The organism is Streptomyces sp. NPDC056361 (assembly GCF_042262805.1).
In the GTDB taxonomy this organism is placed as follows: domain Bacteria; phylum Actinomycetota; class Actinomycetes; order Streptomycetales; family Streptomycetaceae; genus Streptomyces.
The window spans coordinates 95,780-111,622 of record NZ_JBHJQI010000007.1 but is presented as its reverse complement, the minus strand read 5'-3'; the positions used below and the strand labels follow the sequence as shown (position 1 = coordinate 111,622).

At 68.2% G+C, this 15,843-nt stretch carries 14 protein-coding genes and 2 pseudogenes; 5 read left to right on the top strand and 11 right to left on the bottom strand.

Annotation, left to right across the window (positions count from 1 at the left end; all coding sequences use genetic code 11):
* Nucleotides 1-121: 121 nt before the first annotated feature.
* From ACFCY7_RS04170 to ACFCY7_RS04130, 9 genes are all read right to left on the bottom strand, one after another.
* Complete coding sequence (locus tag ACFCY7_RS04170; protein ID WP_376481106.1) at nt 122-709, bottom strand: SMI1/KNR4 family protein; 588 nt, start codon at nt 707-709, stop codon at nt 122-124.
* A gap of 43 nt (nt 710-752) precedes the next feature.
* Nucleotides 753-2,354 (bottom strand): ISL3 family transposase, encoded by a 1,602-nt coding sequence (locus ACFCY7_RS04165; RefSeq protein WP_376481105.1) that lies wholly within the window; start codon nt 2,352-2,354, stop codon nt 753-755.
* Nucleotides 2,355-2,610: 256 nt separating this feature from the next.
* A complete protein-coding gene (locus ACFCY7_RS04160; RefSeq protein ID WP_376481103.1) occupies nt 2,611-2,733 on the bottom strand; it encodes a hypothetical protein in 123 nt (40 codons plus the stop codon).
* A gap of 647 nt (nt 2,734-3,380) precedes the next feature.
* Nucleotides 3,381-3,896 (bottom strand): NUDIX domain-containing protein, encoded by a 516-nt coding sequence (locus ACFCY7_RS04155; RefSeq protein WP_376481101.1) that lies wholly within the window; start codon nt 3,894-3,896, stop codon nt 3,381-3,383.
* Entirely contained in the window at nt 3,893-4,417 is a 525-nt protein-coding gene (locus tag ACFCY7_RS04150) for a hypothetical protein (protein WP_376481099.1), read from the bottom strand. The genes ACFCY7_RS04155 and ACFCY7_RS04150 overlap by 4 nt, the downstream gene beginning before the upstream one ends.
* Nucleotides 4,418-5,474: 1,057 nt before the next feature.
* Complete coding sequence (locus ACFCY7_RS04145; protein WP_376481128.1) at nt 5,475-5,609, bottom strand: hypothetical protein; 135 nt, start codon at nt 5,607-5,609, stop codon at nt 5,475-5,477.
* Nucleotides 5,610-5,923: 314 nt separating this feature from the next.
* Nucleotides 5,924-6,148, bottom strand: a complete 225-nt coding sequence (locus ACFCY7_RS04140) for a hypothetical protein (RefSeq protein ID WP_376481098.1) — start codon at nt 6,146-6,148, stop codon at nt 5,924-5,926.
* A gap of 98 nt (nt 6,149-6,246) precedes the next feature.
* The gene (locus ACFCY7_RS04135) at nt 6,247-7,095 is read right to left on the bottom strand and encodes an aldo/keto reductase (RefSeq protein ID WP_376481097.1); all 849 of its coding nucleotides are present in this window, start codon (nt 7,093-7,095) and stop codon (nt 6,247-6,249) included.
* Nucleotides 7,096-7,214: 119 nt separating this feature from the next.
* Nucleotides 7,215-8,630, bottom strand: a complete 1,416-nt coding sequence (locus ACFCY7_RS04130; RefSeq protein WP_376481122.1) for an MFS transporter — start codon at nt 8,628-8,630, stop codon at nt 7,215-7,217.
* A 156-nt stretch (nt 8,631-8,786) separates the two neighbouring features.
* Here ACFCY7_RS04130 and ACFCY7_RS04125 point away from each other — a divergent pair, with 156 nt between their 5' ends.
* The 3 genes and pseudogenes from ACFCY7_RS04125 to ACFCY7_RS04115 all read left to right on the top strand — a co-directional run.
* Nucleotides 8,787-9,710 carry a helix-turn-helix transcriptional regulator gene (locus ACFCY7_RS04125; protein ID WP_376481096.1) on the top strand — a complete coding sequence of 308 codons (924 nt, stop codon included), beginning with the start codon at nt 8,787-8,789 and terminating at the stop codon, nt 9,708-9,710.
* 404 nt (nt 9,711-10,114) lie between these two features.
* On the top strand, nt 10,115-10,396 hold the full coding sequence (locus ACFCY7_RS04120) for a hypothetical protein (protein ID WP_376481094.1): 282 nt from the start codon (nt 10,115-10,117) through the stop codon (nt 10,394-10,396).
* 678 nt (nt 10,397-11,074) lie between these two features.
* Nucleotides 11,075-11,335: pseudogene (locus tag ACFCY7_RS04115) on the top strand (transposase); the annotation flags it as partial.
* A gap of 87 nt (nt 11,336-11,422) precedes the next feature.
* Here the strand turns inward: ACFCY7_RS04115 and ACFCY7_RS04110 are convergent.
* Nucleotides 11,423-12,037 (bottom strand): YdeI family protein, encoded by a 615-nt coding sequence (locus ACFCY7_RS04110; RefSeq protein WP_376481092.1) that lies wholly within the window; start codon nt 12,035-12,037, stop codon nt 11,423-11,425.
* Between the two features lie 1,294 nt (nt 12,038-13,331).
* On the opposite strand from ACFCY7_RS04110, the pseudogene ACFCY7_RS04105 reads away from it, so the two are divergent.
* Nucleotides 13,332-13,484: pseudogene (locus ACFCY7_RS04105) on the top strand (IS256 family transposase); the annotation flags it as partial.
* A gap of 6 nt (nt 13,485-13,490) precedes the next feature.
* Here the strand turns inward: ACFCY7_RS04105 and ACFCY7_RS04100 are convergent.
* Nucleotides 13,491-14,351, bottom strand: coding sequence for a dienelactone hydrolase family protein (locus ACFCY7_RS04100; RefSeq protein ID WP_376481091.1), 861 nt, complete (start codon nt 14,349-14,351; stop codon nt 13,491-13,493).
* Nucleotides 14,352-14,447: 96 nt separating this feature from the next.
* Between ACFCY7_RS04100 and ACFCY7_RS04095 the strand changes: the two genes are divergently transcribed.
* Nucleotides 14,448-15,419 (top strand): GlxA family transcriptional regulator, encoded by a 972-nt coding sequence (locus tag ACFCY7_RS04095; protein ID WP_376481089.1) that lies wholly within the window; start codon nt 14,448-14,450, stop codon nt 15,417-15,419.
* Nucleotides 15,420-15,843 lie beyond the last annotated feature (424 nt).

The window sequence follows — 15,843 nt, the reverse complement described above, 5'->3', positions numbered from 1 at the left end:
AATGTATGGCCGCGCGAACTTCGATCTCCTACGGCGCCGCATCCTGCTCTCACCATGATCAAGAAGCTGCCCACCCCCAAAATAGCGACAGAGCCACTTTCCGTGGAGTGGTTACGGAGAGTCAAATCTTCGGTGCCATGCGATGCCTGTCGGGATGGGCGCGAAGCCGGGGTGAGGTGAGTTCCAGGGCCCGGTTGTCGCGTCCGGCGCTCATGTGGTTGAGCCAGCGTTCGTACCAGTCGAGGAAGTCGGTGGCGGAGGAGACGTTGGGGCCCCAGAACCCGTCGCTGTTGCCGATGAGGACGCGGCCGGTGAGGGGACCGGTCACCGCGATGACGCACACGTCGGTGCAGCCCATTTCGATGACGTGGAGGAAGAGGTCGCGTCCGTGAGCCCCGGGTTCTGCGTCGTCGAATCCGCGGGGTGCTCCCGGTTCCTCACGCGGGTTCATGACCAGCAGGGAACACCGCTCCAGCGGCATGAGGCCGTAGAACGGCGCCGCACCTGAGCCGCCGATGTGCGTGAGGAACTGCCGGTAGGCGTCGGGCAGGGCGATGTCGTGCTCGGCCTCGAACGCAGCGACGCGTGCTTCTGCCAGCTTCGGACCGAGGCAGAACTTGTGTTGCTCTTCCCCGAAGGAGTGGCTGCGCAGTGGTTGGAACGGGATCGCGGCCAGTTTGCGACGCAGGCGGGGTATGCGGGGATCCATGGTGCATCTTCTCTCGTCCCCGTCACCCTATGGGTGTCTGTGGTCAGCTGGCCAGAAGAACCCTCTTCCTCAGGAGAGCGAAGCCGGCGCGGCCGAACATCTGGCGTTTGAGCATCTTGATCCGGTTGACGTGTCCTTCGACGACGCCGGAGTTCCAGGGCAGGGTGAGCCCGGCAATGACGGCATCACGGTCGCGTTCGATGCCTGCGGCCAGGGTGTGGAGGCTGGGGAGGTCGTCGCGCCGGACGGCGTCGAGCCACTGCGGAAGCCGTTCGCCCTGGCGCTCGGTGAGCATCTGGGCGAAGGACCGGACGTGAGTGCTGAGGGCGTCGAGTTCGGGGCAGTGGACCAAGACTGCCTTGAGCCGAAGGCGGTCGATCTCAGGGAGGGTCTCGGGGCGCCGGAGGATCCAGCCGGCGACGACGCGGGGTGACGGTGGCCGAGCTGTGATCGGGTTGGGAGAGGTCCTCTTCTCCCGGAAGTAGGCGCGAACGCGCTGGTAGCTGCCCTGATAGCCGAGCGGCACGATCTCCTCCCATACCGCCCAGGCGTTGGTGCAGCCCTGGTTCCAGCGGTCATCCAGGTAGGGCTTGAACGCGTCCAGCTTGGACGGCCGGCCCTGCCACTGTCCGCGGAAGAGGTCCTCCGGGGTGGCTGCGTCGGCGAAGAGTTTGACGGTACGCGAGGTCATGCGGAGTTGGCGGCCAATCGCCCTCCGGCTGAGTCCGGCGGTCAGCAGTTCGTGGACAGTCGCGTGGTTGGCTCGGGTTCGGTCGGCGAAGCGGTGACCCCTTGGCCAGGGGGAGCCGGACGGGTCTTCGAACTTCTCGAGCTCGGGGGCAGGCTGGGCTGGATCTGGCGCCAGCACCCGCAGGCATCCGCGGTGGTCTGCGACACAACGCTCGGCGGCTTCGCTCAGGTTGTGCCAGAGGTGCCACCTGTCAGCCACCTGCACCGCCTGGGGCGCCCCGGCGGTGGCGCCTTCTGCGAAGAACGGTGCCCGATCGCGGCAGACCACCTCTACCCCTGGTCGCTTCGCGAGCCAAGCGGCCAGGCTGGAGGCTTCCCGGTCTGGCAGCAGGTCCACCGGGCGTCGGCTTTCGACGTCGACCAGAACGGTCCCGTAGTGGCGGCCTTTGCGGGTCGCGTACTCATCGACGCCGACGACGCGCGGGGCGGGAATTTCCGGGTCGGGCAAGGATTCGACCAGCCGCAGCACCGTGCTGCGGCTGACGGACAAGCCGAAGACTCTCGCCAGACGGGCCCCGGCCCGACCGGCGAGCGCGAGGCCGACATCGGCCAGTGTCGACCGCAGGCGCTCGGTTCGCCGGCCGTAACGACGGGTCAGCCCCGGCATCTGCTCGACGAAGGTCCGCCGCCCGCACGAGATGACCGGGCAGAGGAACCTGCGGACCCGCAGGCAGAGGACGACCCGTCTGCCACCGCTGGGCACATCAGCGGGAAACCGCAGATAAGAGCTGTGAATCCGCCGCGACCAGCTTCCACAGCCAGGGCAATCGGACCCGGCCACCGTCCTCTGGGCCTCGATGCGTACCGCTTCGTCGGTCACGTCGACCGACAGCACAGCCACGTCCGAGATCGACGGGAACAGTAACTCCTCCAGCCGGAGCACTACTTCTTCCACGGGCCGAACTGTCAGCCACACCGCACTGGGGACGAGTCATTTTCAGGCAGCTTCCCGAGGCCCCGCCCGCCCGACAAACGTCACTCCGCGTGATGGTTCACGGAAAGTGAGCCAGAACCAGAACGTGGACCTTCCCCGTCAGCCTGGTCGAGATGGGCGCCCGCTGCATCACGAGCCGACGGCCCCGACTCCTACTGTCGTACGCAGAGTAGATGTCAGGGCGGGCGCAGCTGCTGTGCGCTCTGCCCGCCCGGGCCTATCCGTACGAGATCGCGGTCCCGTAGGCCACCAGGTACCAGGAACCAGCGTCCGTCCCTTTCTGGATGGTCGTCAGCCGTGCGCCGATGACCTCGGCGGCCCCGACTCCGGCCGCGCTCACGCTCAGAGAAGAGAACGCATCGCCGGGGAAGACCTGTAGGTCGCCCCAAACGACCCACCTGGAAGCTACAGGTCGGTCCATCCTCTGGGGGGTATCGACGGTGAGGACCGGGACCGGAAAGGAAAGTTTTCTCGCCATGCCTCTGCCATACCGCCGTTCCGGCGGAACAAACGACTCCCGGCGCCCTACCCGCACCAGCGGTACCCAACGGCGAGACACTGTCGTCATGAGCACTACCCGCCGCCCGCGGGTCCCGTCGTCAGGCGGGGGCCGGGCCGTCAGGCGCGGCATCAGAGTCGTCAGGCTCTCCGCCCCTGAGGTGCGCCCCAGCCCACCGTGCTCGGCTGCCAGGGCGCGGCGGTGGGGTGGCTGCGTCGTGGGGGCGGTACTCGGTGGGGTGCTGGCCGGGGAAGCACGGCGCAGGGGCGGGGCAATTGGTTCGGCCAGGGCCGCGCCGAGCACCGCCCCCACGACGCAGCCACCGGCGTCTCGGGGAGCGTGCGCGCTGTGAGGCCGGTCGAGTGCGAACCGCCGCGCCCTGGCCTTCGCCGAGCCCGGTGCGCCCTGGCCGTGGGTGCGCCCCTCGTTCCTGCCTCGCTGCGCCCAGCCTCCTGCGACACGTGCCCGCCGCTGCGCCCCGATCCGGGTCAGATCCAGCGGTAGTTGGAGTCGTTGAGTTCGGGCAGGAGAGCGGCGCCGGCGTCGAGGTCGACGGCTGGGGTGGTGAGGTCTGCGACGGGCACGGGCGGGAAGAGGGCCAAGTCTTTGGTCTCCTGCCGGCGGATCCAGACCAGTTCGCCGACGCCGGCGGTGTCGTCGTGTTCTGTCGCGCTGAGGGTTCCACGGACGTGGTCACTGATGCTCAGGCGGAAGACCATGTGGAGTTTGCGGGGCGGAGTGCTTCCGGGGCGGCTGACCATGGCATCGAGCAGCCATGTGAAGCGGGGGGCGGCGTCGGCCTGGTCGACGTCAAGGTTGAGTTCTTCCTTGAGTTCGCGGGCGAGGGCGGCCGGAAGCGGTTCGCCTGGATCGACGTTTCCGCCGGGCACGGTGTACTGCTCGGTGCCGTTCTTGACCCGTTTGATGAGGGCGATCTCGTCACCGTTGAAGATGAGTGCCGCCACGCGGATCTTGATGCGGTGGAACGGTGCTTCGGCGTTCACGGGATGGCATGCCCTTCGTCGGTAGTGGTCTCGGTGGTGCGGGCGGCCGTGCGGCGGTTGCCCATCCCGGGTCGGCGTGCCTGCCAGCCGGTGATGTCGCTCCAGGTGCGCATGCGGTCGGGTCCTACGGGCGGGAAGGGGTTGTTGGATCCGGGTGGATACAGGCGCGGGTAGTTGCGGACCTCGGTGTAGTCACGGTCCAGCCGGCGGGCAATCTCGGCGAGCGTCACCCGATCCTTGCCGGGCCACTGCCTTGCCGGTGGCGGGGCAGGGCCGGCCCCGGAGGTATTCGCCCGGTGCAGCTCGACCGCGGCCTTCACCGCGTCGCGGAAGTCGCGGAAGTAGACCTTGGCGGGCCTCCCCCGTGTCGAACGTCGCTTCCCGATGCCGTCCACGGCGGCCGGCCATTGCGGCCGCTTCGTCCACTCCTTGCTGACCGTCGCCTCGCTGACGCCGTAGGCGGCAGCGATGTGGGACACGGTCCAGTAGTCGGGCGCGTTCCAGTGGAGGATCTCGACCATGGCCTGTCCTCCCTGTGGTTTTTTCCAAAACTACTACGGGGCAGGCCACGGGGATCGGAGTACTCCCTGGAGTAGAGAGGAAGGCGGGGTGGCCCTCTTGCCCACCACCGGATCACTTATTTATCACTATCAAAAATCATGTTGCTGGCGTCCATCCAGAGAACGGAGTGACTGATGGGGACGCCAACGGCCCGGCGAGCTGATCGACGCCGCGCAGATCCTCGAGGAGTTCGGCGGCTCACGCTCGCGTCTGAGCGAATGGGTACGTGACAGGGAGACGACCGCCTTCCCGGCCGTCCACCACACCGAGGGGCGCAAGCAGTACTGCGAGAAGTCCGCGGTCGCCGAATGGTTCGCGGAACGCTCCGCCCGTCCCACGGCATCACTCGAGGCCGTCGCCGGCACCGGCGACGCCGCCGACCTGCTCTCCCCGAGCGACGTCGCAGCGCTTCTCGGCTACAAGAACGCCACCACGATCCACGCCTACCTCAAGGAGCGCCCCGGCTACTTCCCCGAACCGAACTACACCGGCAGACTCCCCACCACGCCAGCCCGGCCGGGGCGCCCTAACACCACGTGGTGGCAACGGGGCACCATCACCGCCTGGATCGCCGGCCGACCGGGCAAGGGAAACACCCTCCCCAAGACGGGCGTACCCCGCATCACCCCGGCCCCAGCACCCACCGCGGACGGCCAGCCCGGGGACCTGCTCACCGCCGCGGAAGCGGCCCCCCTCCTCGGGTACACCACCACTGCCAGCTTCACCAGCGCCCTGGCCCAGAACCGTTTCCCCGAGCTCCTCGAGCCGGACGCGCTCATCGCCGGCACCCGCGGCCGCCCCCGCCGCGCATGGAAGCGTCACCGCATCACCGCCGCCGCCGAGAACCGCGCCGAGGCAGGACAGGAAGCCTGACCCTTGTGGCAGGCGGCAGTCCATAGACAGCGCCGGCTGGCACGCGGGAGTCCCCTATGTCGAACGGACCGGGGCACGGGACGCTCGGGGTGTGGGCAGGCGGAGGTGTGGCCGTGGTCCTACAGGACCACACCCGCTCGGCGGTCATAAGCCGTGGATGTTGGTCGTGACGACGTCACGGCGCTCCCAGGCCACCTCGTCGTACGGATGCACGCCGGGGGCGATGTGGATGCGCTCAATACGCAGGCCCTTGCTCGCCGACTTGGCTCCCTTGGTCACATCCGTGGCACAGGTGGGCGATGGGACCCATTCCCCGAGGTCAGGCGTGTGACATCGCCTTGTGTGACTGCTCGTGTGACCGTTTGTGTGACTGCGGAGCAGGAGCAACTTCCTCTTCGTCTGCTTCCCTGTCACGCGACCTCAACGGCGTTCGGACGGCATTGCCTCGGGTGCCGGCGCTCGTTGCACTGGGCGCGCATAGGGCCATACGGACGCGGGTGACAGGCGGCAGGTTGTTCGTTCCCGCAGACCGACGCGGGACGCCCCGCCCCTGGCAGCTGCGAGGGGCGGGGCGGATGCGGTGATGAAGGTGGTCAGGCACCGATGCCGACCGAGGAGATGTGGGCGTAGGCGTTGTAGTCGGAGTCGAGGTCGCTGATGACGTCGTCCCAGATCTCGTCGACCGTGTCGGAGTCCTGGGCGGCCCAGGCGTCGACGAGGTCGCCCCAGATGTACCGGACGGTGATGGACCGCTGCTGGAGGGTGGGGCGGAAGCATTCGGCGGGGACGTGACTCTGCTCTACGGGGTAGATCTCCATGCGGCGGCCGCGGCCGTCGTTGACAGTCCTTCGGGTGCGGCCCTGTGTGCATCCGGCGCGGACGCCCTGGGGGCATTCGCGCCGGTTCCGGGGCTGTGTCAGCTGACGCGGCGCTTGGCGAGCCAGTCGACCATGGCGGGGTCGTGGTGGTCGAAGAAGAGGGTGTTGCCGGTGTCGAGGGTCGCGATGGCGGCCATCTGCTCGTTGGTGAGTTCGAAGTCGAAGATGTCGATGTTCTCGGCCATCCGCTCGGCGCGGACGGACTTGGGGATGGCGATGACGCCTCGCTGGGTGAGCCAGCGCAGGACGACCTGGGCGACGGACTTGTCGTACTCCTTGCCGATCTCGGCCAGGAGCGGGTTGGTGAACAGGTCGTTCTTTCCCTCGGCGAAGCCGCCCCAGGACTGGTGCTGGACGCCGTGCTCTCGCATCAGGTCCTGGTAGTCGGTGCGCTGGAAGAAGGGGTGGGTCTCGATCTGGTTGACGGCCGGCATGATCTCGTTGTTGAGGATCAGGTCGATCAGCCGGTCGGGGTAGAAGTTGGCGACGCCGATCGCTTTCGCGAGGCCCTCGCGGTTGAGGGCTTCCATGGCGCGCCACTGGCCGTAGACGTCGCCGAAGGGCTGGTGCATCAGGTACAGGTCGAGGTGGTCGAGGCCGAGCTTGGTCAGGGAGGTCTCGAAGGCGCGCCGGGTGTTGTCCTCGGCGGGGGCGTCCTGGACCCACAGCTTGGTGGTGACGAAGAGCTCTTCACGCGGGATGCCGCTGTTCTTGATGGCGCGGCCGACGGCTTCTTCGTTGCCGTAGGCGGCGGCGGTGTCCAGGAGGCGGTAGCCGGCGGCGAGGGCGTCGGTGACGGCCTGCTCGGTCTGCTCCGGCGGGATCTGGTAGACGCCGAAGCCGAGGACGGGCATCTGGACACTGTTGTTCAGGGTGACGTGCTGCATGGTTCTTCCGTTCTGTGCAGGTGCGGGGGCTGGACGGTCTGATGAGGGCCAGGCGGTTTTGTGGGTTCTCCGCTTCCGGGTAGGGCGCTGTTGGTCGCTGGTTGATGGGTGGTTCTCGGTCACGCTTGCGCACCGTGGTGGTCCTCGCGCGCCGGCAGGGCCCGAAGGCGAAGGGTTGCCGCGACGGTGACGAGGACGGTGGCCGCGGCGATCAGCAGGCTGATGCGCAGGCCGTGGGCAAAGCCGGACGGCTCGGCGACCAGGGCGCCGAAGACGGCGACGGCCAGGGCGCCGCCGGTCTGGCGGGAGGTGTTGAGGATCCCGCTGGCGGTGCCGGCCCGCTCGGCGGGCACGCTCTCCAGCAGCAGGGCGGTCAGCGCCGTGACGGCCAGGGCGCCCCCGGCGCCGATCGGCACCATCAGCACGACCAGCAGCCACACAGGAGCTGTGGCCAGCACGGCGGTCATCGCGAGCAGGCCGCCGATGATCAGGGCCTGCCCCAGGATGATGGGGGTGCGGGCGCCGAAGCGGTTGGCCAGGCGGGCGGCGACGGGCCCCATTGCGGCGGTGGTCAGCGCCATCGGCAGGAACGCGGTGCCGGTGGCGAGCGGGCTCAGGCCGCGCGTCTGCTGCAGGTACAGGCCGATCAGGAAGATCATCCCGTAGAAGGCGACGTTCAGCGCAAAGCCGACGGCCGACGACAAAGACATGACACGGCTGCGCAGCAGCGGCAGCGGAGTCATCGGATGCCGGCCGCGGGCCTGCGCGATCACGAACACACTCGCCGCGACGACGGTGACGGCAAGCGCCATCAGGACCGGGGTGGTCGTGAAGCCGTCTGCGCCGCCCTCGATGGCCGCGAAGGTCAGTGCCCCCATCGCGACGACCGCGGCGATCTGCCCGGTCCAGTCGAACGGTGCCGGCCGTGCCGGGGAGCGGGCGGCCCTGCGCAGCAGGAGCAGGGCCGCCGCGCCGACGGGCAGGTTGACGAAGAAGATCAGCCGCCAGTCGGCCATGGTGAGCAGCCCGCCGGCCACCGGTCCGGCCGCGGAGCCGGCCGAGCCGCCCACGCCCCACAGGGCGATCGCCTTCGCCCGTCGGGCCGGGTCGGGGAACGTCTCGCGCAGCAGGGCCAGCGAGGAGGGCAGGACCAGGGCGGCGCCCACGCCCTGCGCGATCCGGGCCGCGACCAGGATGCCGAGGCCGGGGGCCAGGCCGCACACGACGGAAGCGGCCGTGAACAGGGCCAGGCCGGCGGCGAACGCCTGCCGGGCGCCGATCCGGTCGCTGATCGAACCGGCGCAGAGCAGGAACGCGGCGAAGGCGAGGGTGTAGCCGTCGACGACCCACTGCAGTCCGGACATCCCGCCGCCCAGTCCGTCTCGGATCGACGGCAGCGCCACGTTCACGATCAGCGCGTCCAGCGTGATCGTGAAGAAGCCCAGCAGCACCGCGGCCAGCGCCGCACGGGCCCCGGCCGTGATGGCGGCCGCCGACGGACCGGAGGGGGCCGGTCGCGTGGGGGCCTGGGGCATGAAAGGCATGGCGTAGCTCCGGGAGACGTGGGGTGGGCTGGCGTTCCTCCACCTTCGCGTCGTTTCCCGCCCTGTGGCAGGCCGGGCTGTTCGGGGGTAGTGACAGGGCCCCCCACCGGGCTGCCGACCAGGTCATGGCGGTGTGAGACTGAACCCATGGCACACCAGCCCCCCACCCCGACCAGTGACGGCGGCGGGACGGAACTGGGCCGCTTCCTGCGGGCCCGCCGCACCCAGACACGCCCCGAGCAGGTCGGCCTCACCATCGGCGCCCGCCTGCGCCGTACCCCGGGCCTGCGACGCGAAGAGCTCGCCACCCTGGCGGGAATCAGCATCGACTACTACGTGCGCCTGGAGCGCGGCAAGGAGACCCGGCCCAGCCCCGCCGTCCTCGACGCCCTCGCCCGCGCGCTCCACCTCGACGACCAGGAGCACCAGCACCTGCGCGAGCTCGCCGTCCACGCCGCCCGCTACGCCCCCGAACCGCCCCCGGCACCCAGTCGCACCGTGCGCCCGCACCTGAAGCTGCTGCTGGAGACGATGCGGCCCAACCCCGCGTACATCGTCAGCCGCAGCATGGACTTCCTCGCGTCCAATCCCGGAGGGCTCGCGCTCTACGCGGGCCTGGCCGACTGGCCGGTCAAGCAGCGCAACCTCGCCCGCTACCTCTTCCTCCACCCCGCCTCACGCGACCTGTTCCCCGACTGGGACCGCCAGGTCCGCGCCTGCGTCGTCCGTCTGCGCGCCACCGCCGGCACCATCCCCGACGCACCCGACCTGACCAACCTCGTCGGCGAGCTCCTTCTCAAGAGCCCGGACTTCGCACGGCTCTGGGAACGCTACGAGGTCACCGGCAACAAGCCCGCCCGCAAGACCTTCCACCACCCGCAAGTCGGCACCATGCACCTCACCGGCCAATCCATGTTCCTCGACGGCACCCCCGGGCAACGCCTCGGCGTCTACACCGCCGAACCCGACACCCCCGACCACGACGCCATGATCCTGCTCGACCTGACCGCACCCAAGCCCGACCGCGCCCCGACTACGAAGGACGAAAAGCAGCAGCGCACGGACTCCTGAACCGACTTCCGGAGCCCGGCCCCCGGAACCTCATGGAATAGCGCATCCAGAAAGCGTCTCTTCACCAGTACAGGACCTCCCGTACAGGACCTCCCGTACAGGGCCTCCTCGCCGCGCAGCCACAGCCACAGCCACAGCCACAGCCACAGCAGTAGGAACGCTGGTGCGGACCGCTCAGCCACCCGCGCCAGGCACGAATACCCCACGGCTCGAACGACGCTCCCACCAACTATGCAGCCCCTCATAGCGAACTCTTCCAAGCAGACCTAGGCTGAGCTGCGAGGACGCACGGGGGAGCAGGGAGATGGGTACGGACCCGGGTGGGGGTACGGGGGGCGGCGAAGAGCGCAGAGGACTGCGAGGCTCTCCTGATCTCTGCGGTCTAGGCCGCGGACACGGAGCTGGTGAGGTCCTTGCTCCAGGACGACAGCAATTACAGGGTGCGTGACCAGGCGTTCTGTCTGGCGGTCCGGTCGTACTGCGGACACATCGCCCAACTGCTGCTCCAGTACGGTGCAGATCCCTCCCAGTGCACATCGGACGAGCTGCTACCGCTGCGCGAGGCGGTCGAATCGGGCTCGCCCACGCTGGTCGAGGCACTCCTGGACCACATCAAAAAGATCAAGAGACAGCTCTACGGCCGAGCCGGCTTCCCCCTGCTCCGGAAGATGATCCTGCTGCAGTAGCCCGGGAATAGTGTCTTGCTGATGCGGGTTCGGCGGGCTAGAACTTCGTGTGATCACTTTTGTGTGTGCCGCCTGCGGCCGCCCTCTGACCAGGGCTGTACAGCTGTCCGAAACCCTGGTCAGGCCAGAGTTCGACGGGCGAATCGGACCCGACGGGTATCGCCGAGCCCCGGCCACGATGCCTATGGGGTGCTATGCCCTGGAGCCCGAGCCATGGGGAGCCCCGTTCCTGCCGACCGACGAACCCGTCGCGGTGTTTCCCGGCGGGCCTTGTGTCGGCGATCCGAACGGAGACGGGTTCCTGACTTCCGCGGGCCCCCGAAACACGATCGTTCTCCATCCCGACGACGCACCAGACCTACTGCCCGACCTCGAGGGAGACCACACAGGCTGCTGCGGCTGGCATGGCCACAGCGGCCTGAACCGGCTGTGCCCATGTGGCACTGCCGTAGGAACAGAGATCAGCGAGTGTTCCACCGCGTACGAACTCCACCTCGACCCAGCACAGATCCATGCGCTGGATGCCAACATCGTCGGACCACCGTCAAATTTCGGTGAAGCAGAACATTAGGCATGGAGCTGAGGCTCAACCTCCCACATCATCGAACGCCCCGATGACTCTCCGCGATCGCTCCCCAAGATCTGTGCCAGAACCACCTTCTCGTGTACAAAGCCAGCAGGACAACTGTGATTGCAGACGGCGGCTACCGCGGGACCCGCCTGGTCATCCCGCACCGCCGTGAACGCGGCCAGGCCGAACTCCCGGCCTGGAAAGAGGGACACAACATTTCTCACCGCAAGGTCCGCGCCCGCGTCGAGCACGCCTTCGCCCGTATGAAGACCTGGAAGATCCTCCGCGACTGCCGCCTCAAGGGCGACGGCGTCCCCCACGCCCGGCTCGGCATCGCTCGCCTGCACAACCTCGCGCTCACCGGCTGAAAGCCGAACAAACTGGTCACTAGCCCGTCGTAGATCATTTACGGGACAGCGCTTAGCGTGGGCTTGTCCGTTCGGGCAGACGCCCCGTCACGACATCGGGGAGTCCATCGGCTTGGCTCGCTGCGGGTGGAGCGTCTCGTGCCGGGCCAGCATCGCCACGAACTCGGCGATCTTCCGGGTGCGCGTCTCGGCTCGCTTGACGGCATTGACCCGGTTGATGAGGGCGAAGCGGTTGGTCTTGGTGAGCACCTCGAACATCGCCTGCGCCGCCGGGTCGGCGGCGATCGCGGCCAGCAGGTCGGCCGGCACCTCCGCTTCCGATGACGGCGCATAGGCGGCCGTCCACCGCCCGTCGGCCTTCGCGGCGTCCACCGCGGCGCGGCCGGCGGGCATCATCAGGCCGGCCGCCTCCAACCGTGCCACGTTGGCGACGTTGCGCTGGGACCAGACGCTGCGGGGCCGGCGCGGGGTGAACCGCCTCCAGGAACTGCCCTCGTCACGCTTGCGGGCCTGCCCGTCGATCCAGCCGAAGCACAGCGCCTCGTCGACCGCCTGCTGCCAGGTCAGCGTGGTGACCGAGCCGCCCTTCCTGGTCAGGGCGAGCCACACACCCGGAGAGGCGGTGTGGTTGTCCAGCAGCCACGCGCGCAGCGCCGCGCTGTCAGCAACGATCAACTCGTCCAGCTCGGTTCCGGTCACCACCTCAGGTTAGCCGCAACCCCTGTGGCGACCTGTCGGGGTGAATCGTCGAGCCCGCAGCGTCGGTGCCGGCCTGTCTCGCCCTCACCGAAGCCACCGTGGACAACGACTGCCTGCACATCACCACCCCGGCTCCCACACACCCGGCTACCTGCCGCACGAACTAGAGCCCGAGCACGTTCGGACCGCGACACTCGAGCAGGGACAGCCGCCCCCGGGCTCGCACACGGGGCCAGGCAAGGTCAGGAAGCCGTATCCACGGTGTAGGTCAGCATCACGCAGCCCTCAGTTCCCGCGCTTCCGGGATCGGACGGTCGCCGGCGGGGGCCGGGGTCGCAAAAGGGACCATCCCCACGCGCGCGGGGAGCAGTGTTCGGCCCTCGAGCCTTCAAGATCGCGACGGGGACCATCCCCGCGGACGCGGGGAGCAGTCGATGACCTGCCGTTCTACCGCACGCCGAGCCTCAGCTGAACCACTTCCACGAACCAGACGCCCCTCCCCCAGCGCCGACCCAGCCGCATACAGAAAGCCGTCGACGCCCCGACCCCATACCTGCGGGCACAGAGAGCAGCCGCAAGAACAGGCACCAGCGGAAGGCGCCGGCCAGCATGGTGTCCCATACCCGCGCGAGCGGAGAGCAGTGGCTGGCTTTGTTCACGGGGAACGCAACGCAGGCCGTGTTCGTGCACGCCCGCAAGGGACCATCCCCGCGGCCCTGTTCACGGCAACCGACTCTGGCTCAACTTCTGTGGTGCGCATCCGCCTCGGTGGCAGGGGGTGTCAACCCGACATGAGCACGATGTACCAGCTTCCAGGTCTGACAGACGGCGACGAGCGCCACCACGGCTGCGAACACCGTGAAGAGACCAGCCGCAATCGGGCTCTTACACCTGGCCGCGATCACGACCATGCAAACGAAGACAGCCCAGTCCGGCCAGGTTCGCTTCAACACCTCTGCCACGCCACTCATGACACCTACCGGCCGGACAGTAGCCCACTCGGCGAGGACGTCGCTCAACGTGTGCGGGTCACAGACGTTTATGCCAGAACCTGAGAACGGGCGGCGTCCTGTTGAGGCAGCCGTGGACGGTCCTCGGGATCGAACATCGCCGGCTCGCCGTGACACGACCGATCGCCATCGCGGGCTTTGCCGGATGGCGGTCGGTCGTGTCTCAGTTCAGCCGGGTGGCCGCGTACGCCTCAATGGCGTCGCGCTGGTACGCCGCAGGGGAGGACGTACCTTCCCTGATGATCGATCGATAGGTCATCGAGCAAGGCCGACGTGGGCGTGTCGGAGCGGCCGGACTCGCTATGGCCTTCAAGCTGGTCGAGTCCACCCAAGCCCGCTGGCGATCCGTCGACGGCGCCCACCTGGTGCCACTGGTGCGGGCCGGGGCCCGCTTCGAACACGGCCAACTCGTCGAACGCCCCGAGACCGTCGCGGCATGAATGACCTCAAGTGATCTGCAGGTCTTGACCGTTGCCCTCTGAGTGTTCAGACCGGCTCAAACGTTCGGCCAGGAAGGCGAGGATCTCGTCCCTGGCCTTCAGCGTGGGATGTCCGTCCTCGTCGACGAGGTGGGCGGTGACAACGCTGTGGGGGGACCCGACCACGTTGCGGAAGAACGGGGGCGGGTTCGTGTTTGCAGAACTGCCCGGAAGGACGCGGCCGTCGAAGGCGTCGCCGAGGAGTGCTTGGTACGCGGCGAAGCGCTGCCCGGTGCACCAGCGGTCGTCGTCGAAGCGGTAGGCGAGGATCTTCAGTCCGTCGCGCGCGATGCGGTCTTGGACCGCGCGCGCGTCCTCTTCGCTCATCTCGAGTCCGGCGGGATCGTCCAGCGGCAGTGACGGGTGGTTGACCACTGGCGCGATGACAGCCGGCTCAATCGCCATGGTGAGTGCGAAGTTGCCGGTGAAACACAGTCCGATCGCACCGACTCCCGGACCGCCGCACTCGGCGTGGGCTTGGCGCGCCAGCCCGCGCAGCCACGCCGCGACGGGGCTGGTGCCGCCTCCCGCAAACGCACGGAACTCGGCACTCACACACGCGCGACGGACTACCTCCTCACCACCCTCGACCGTGGGATAGGCACCGTCGACCCCGAAGAGCGAGGGAACGTAGACGGTGAAACCCGCATCCCGCACCCACCGCGCCAGCCGAAGGACGTCAGGACTGATACCGGGCATCTCCGGCATCAACACGACGGCTAGTCCAGAACCCGCGACATGCACCGTCTTCACCACCCCGTCCACGTCCACCAGCCGGCGGGAGAAGTCCATGATCGCGTCGTCAAGACGTCCGTTGGGAGCACTCATGGCGACAGCGTGGACTGATGTACCCGCACAGGCGATAGGCTAGATCGCCATGTAAAGGGGCAATCTCGCCATAGGCATGATGCTCAGGAGGCGAGCGTGAGCGCGCTGCGGGTTGGTGTCCTGGCCTATCCAGGCTGCTTCGCGTCCGAAGTGTTCGGCGTACCCGATCTATTGACGATGGCCACGCACGTTGCCGGTCCGGACCGCGCCGGCTACGAGGTGTCGATTGTTTCGCCTCGTCGTCGCGTCGCCGCATCAGGTGGTGCGGCGTTGGCCGTCTCTCCGCTGCGCGAGGTCGACGTTCTTGTCGTGCCAGGGTTCGAGCTCGTACCGGGCCTCGACGTGGACGCGAAGCTCGTAGCCCTCGCCCCTGAAATTGCAGCGATCCGCTCACACGCCGCTGCGGGTAATACCGTCGTCTCGATCTGCGTCGGTGCGTTCCTGCTCGCCGAGGCAGGGCTTCTCAACCGACGCCGGGCTACGACGGCATGGTTCCTCGCCGACGAATTGGCTCGACGCTGTCCGGAGACTGATGTCCGACCCGAACGTCTGGTCGTCACCGACAAGGGGGTGACGACGACGGCGGCCTTCAGCGCCATGTACGACTTCGCACTGGAACTTATCCGCCAACACAGCGGTACCGACGTGGCACGGACAACCGCGCGGGTGGCGCTCCTCGACAATGCGCGGTCGTCCCAGACTCCATACGTCGACGCGCGACTTCTTCCGCAGCCCGGAAACGAGTTCTCCCGCAAGGTCATGCGGCACCTCGACCAAAACCTCGCCGCCCGATACGACCTCGCCGCGTTGGCGGACACACTCAGGGTCAGCACTCGGACTCTGCTGCGGCGCTTCGCGGACGCGACCGGCCAGAGTCCTCTCGAGTACCTACAGTCGTCGCGCGTCCGTCGCGCCCGCCACCTCCTTGAGACCACAGACCGAACCGTCGCCAGCATCTCCGCAGCGGTCGGGTACAAGGACTCCGGAACCTTCGCTGCTCTCTTCGCCAAGCACACCGGACGACGCCCAAGGGACTACCGCGCAACCTTCCGGCGTGGTGCCAACTGATGGCGGCCTTCCCTGGTGCGAGCTCGCCGGACTCCAGCGCGAAGACCGTGGACAGGGTGATGGCCATGCGCTCGGCGAGCTCCTTCTGGGTCATCGCCTGTTCGTCGCAGATCTCGCGGACCCGGTAGGCGCGGATCTCGGGGTCGAAGCGCGCACGGTGCTTCGCGATGGTGCTCCTCATTCGGACGCCATTTGCGCGGTCCGGAGCGAGAAGAAGATCGACGATCAGTCACACCGTGACGAGGACCATCCCCGCGCAGGCGAGGAAGGGGGTGAGGAACGTATTCACGTCCCGGATCTGCTCGGGGCCTTCCCCGCGCGAGCGCGGAGCAGCCGCCCCCGGTGGCAGTCGACAGCACGAGTTGCCGACCAGGCGGGGCGGAACCGCCCAGTGGTCCCTGGGAGGTTGCATGGTCTTGGACAG

What these genes read in the sequence shown, in the direction of transcription:
- ACFCY7_RS04170 (WP_376481106.1), bottom strand. Translation starts at nt 709, where the DNA reads ATGGATCCCCGCATACCCCGCCTGCGTCGCAAACTGGCCGCGATCCCG.
- ACFCY7_RS04150 (WP_376481099.1), bottom strand. Translation starts at nt 4,417, where the DNA reads ATGGTCGAGATCCTCCACTGGAACGCGCCCGACTACTGGACCGTGTCC.
- ACFCY7_RS04140 (WP_376481098.1), bottom strand. Translation starts at nt 6,148, where the DNA reads ATGGAGATCTACCCCGTAGAGCAGAGTCACGTCCCCGCCGAATGCTTC.
- ACFCY7_RS04135 (WP_376481097.1), bottom strand. Translation starts at nt 7,095, where the DNA reads ATGCAGCACGTCACCCTGAACAACAGTGTCCAGATGCCCGTCCTCGGC.
- ACFCY7_RS04130 (WP_376481122.1), bottom strand. Translation starts at nt 8,630, where the DNA reads ATGCCCCAGGCCCCCACGCGACCGGCCCCCTCCGGTCCGTCGGCGGCC.
- ACFCY7_RS04125 (WP_376481096.1), top strand. Translation starts at nt 8,787, where the DNA reads ATGGCACACCAGCCCCCCACCCCGACCAGTGACGGCGGCGGGACGGAA.
- ACFCY7_RS04100 (WP_376481091.1), bottom strand. Translation starts at nt 14,351, where the DNA reads ATGAGTGCTCCCAACGGACGTCTTGACGACGCGATCATGGACTTCTCC.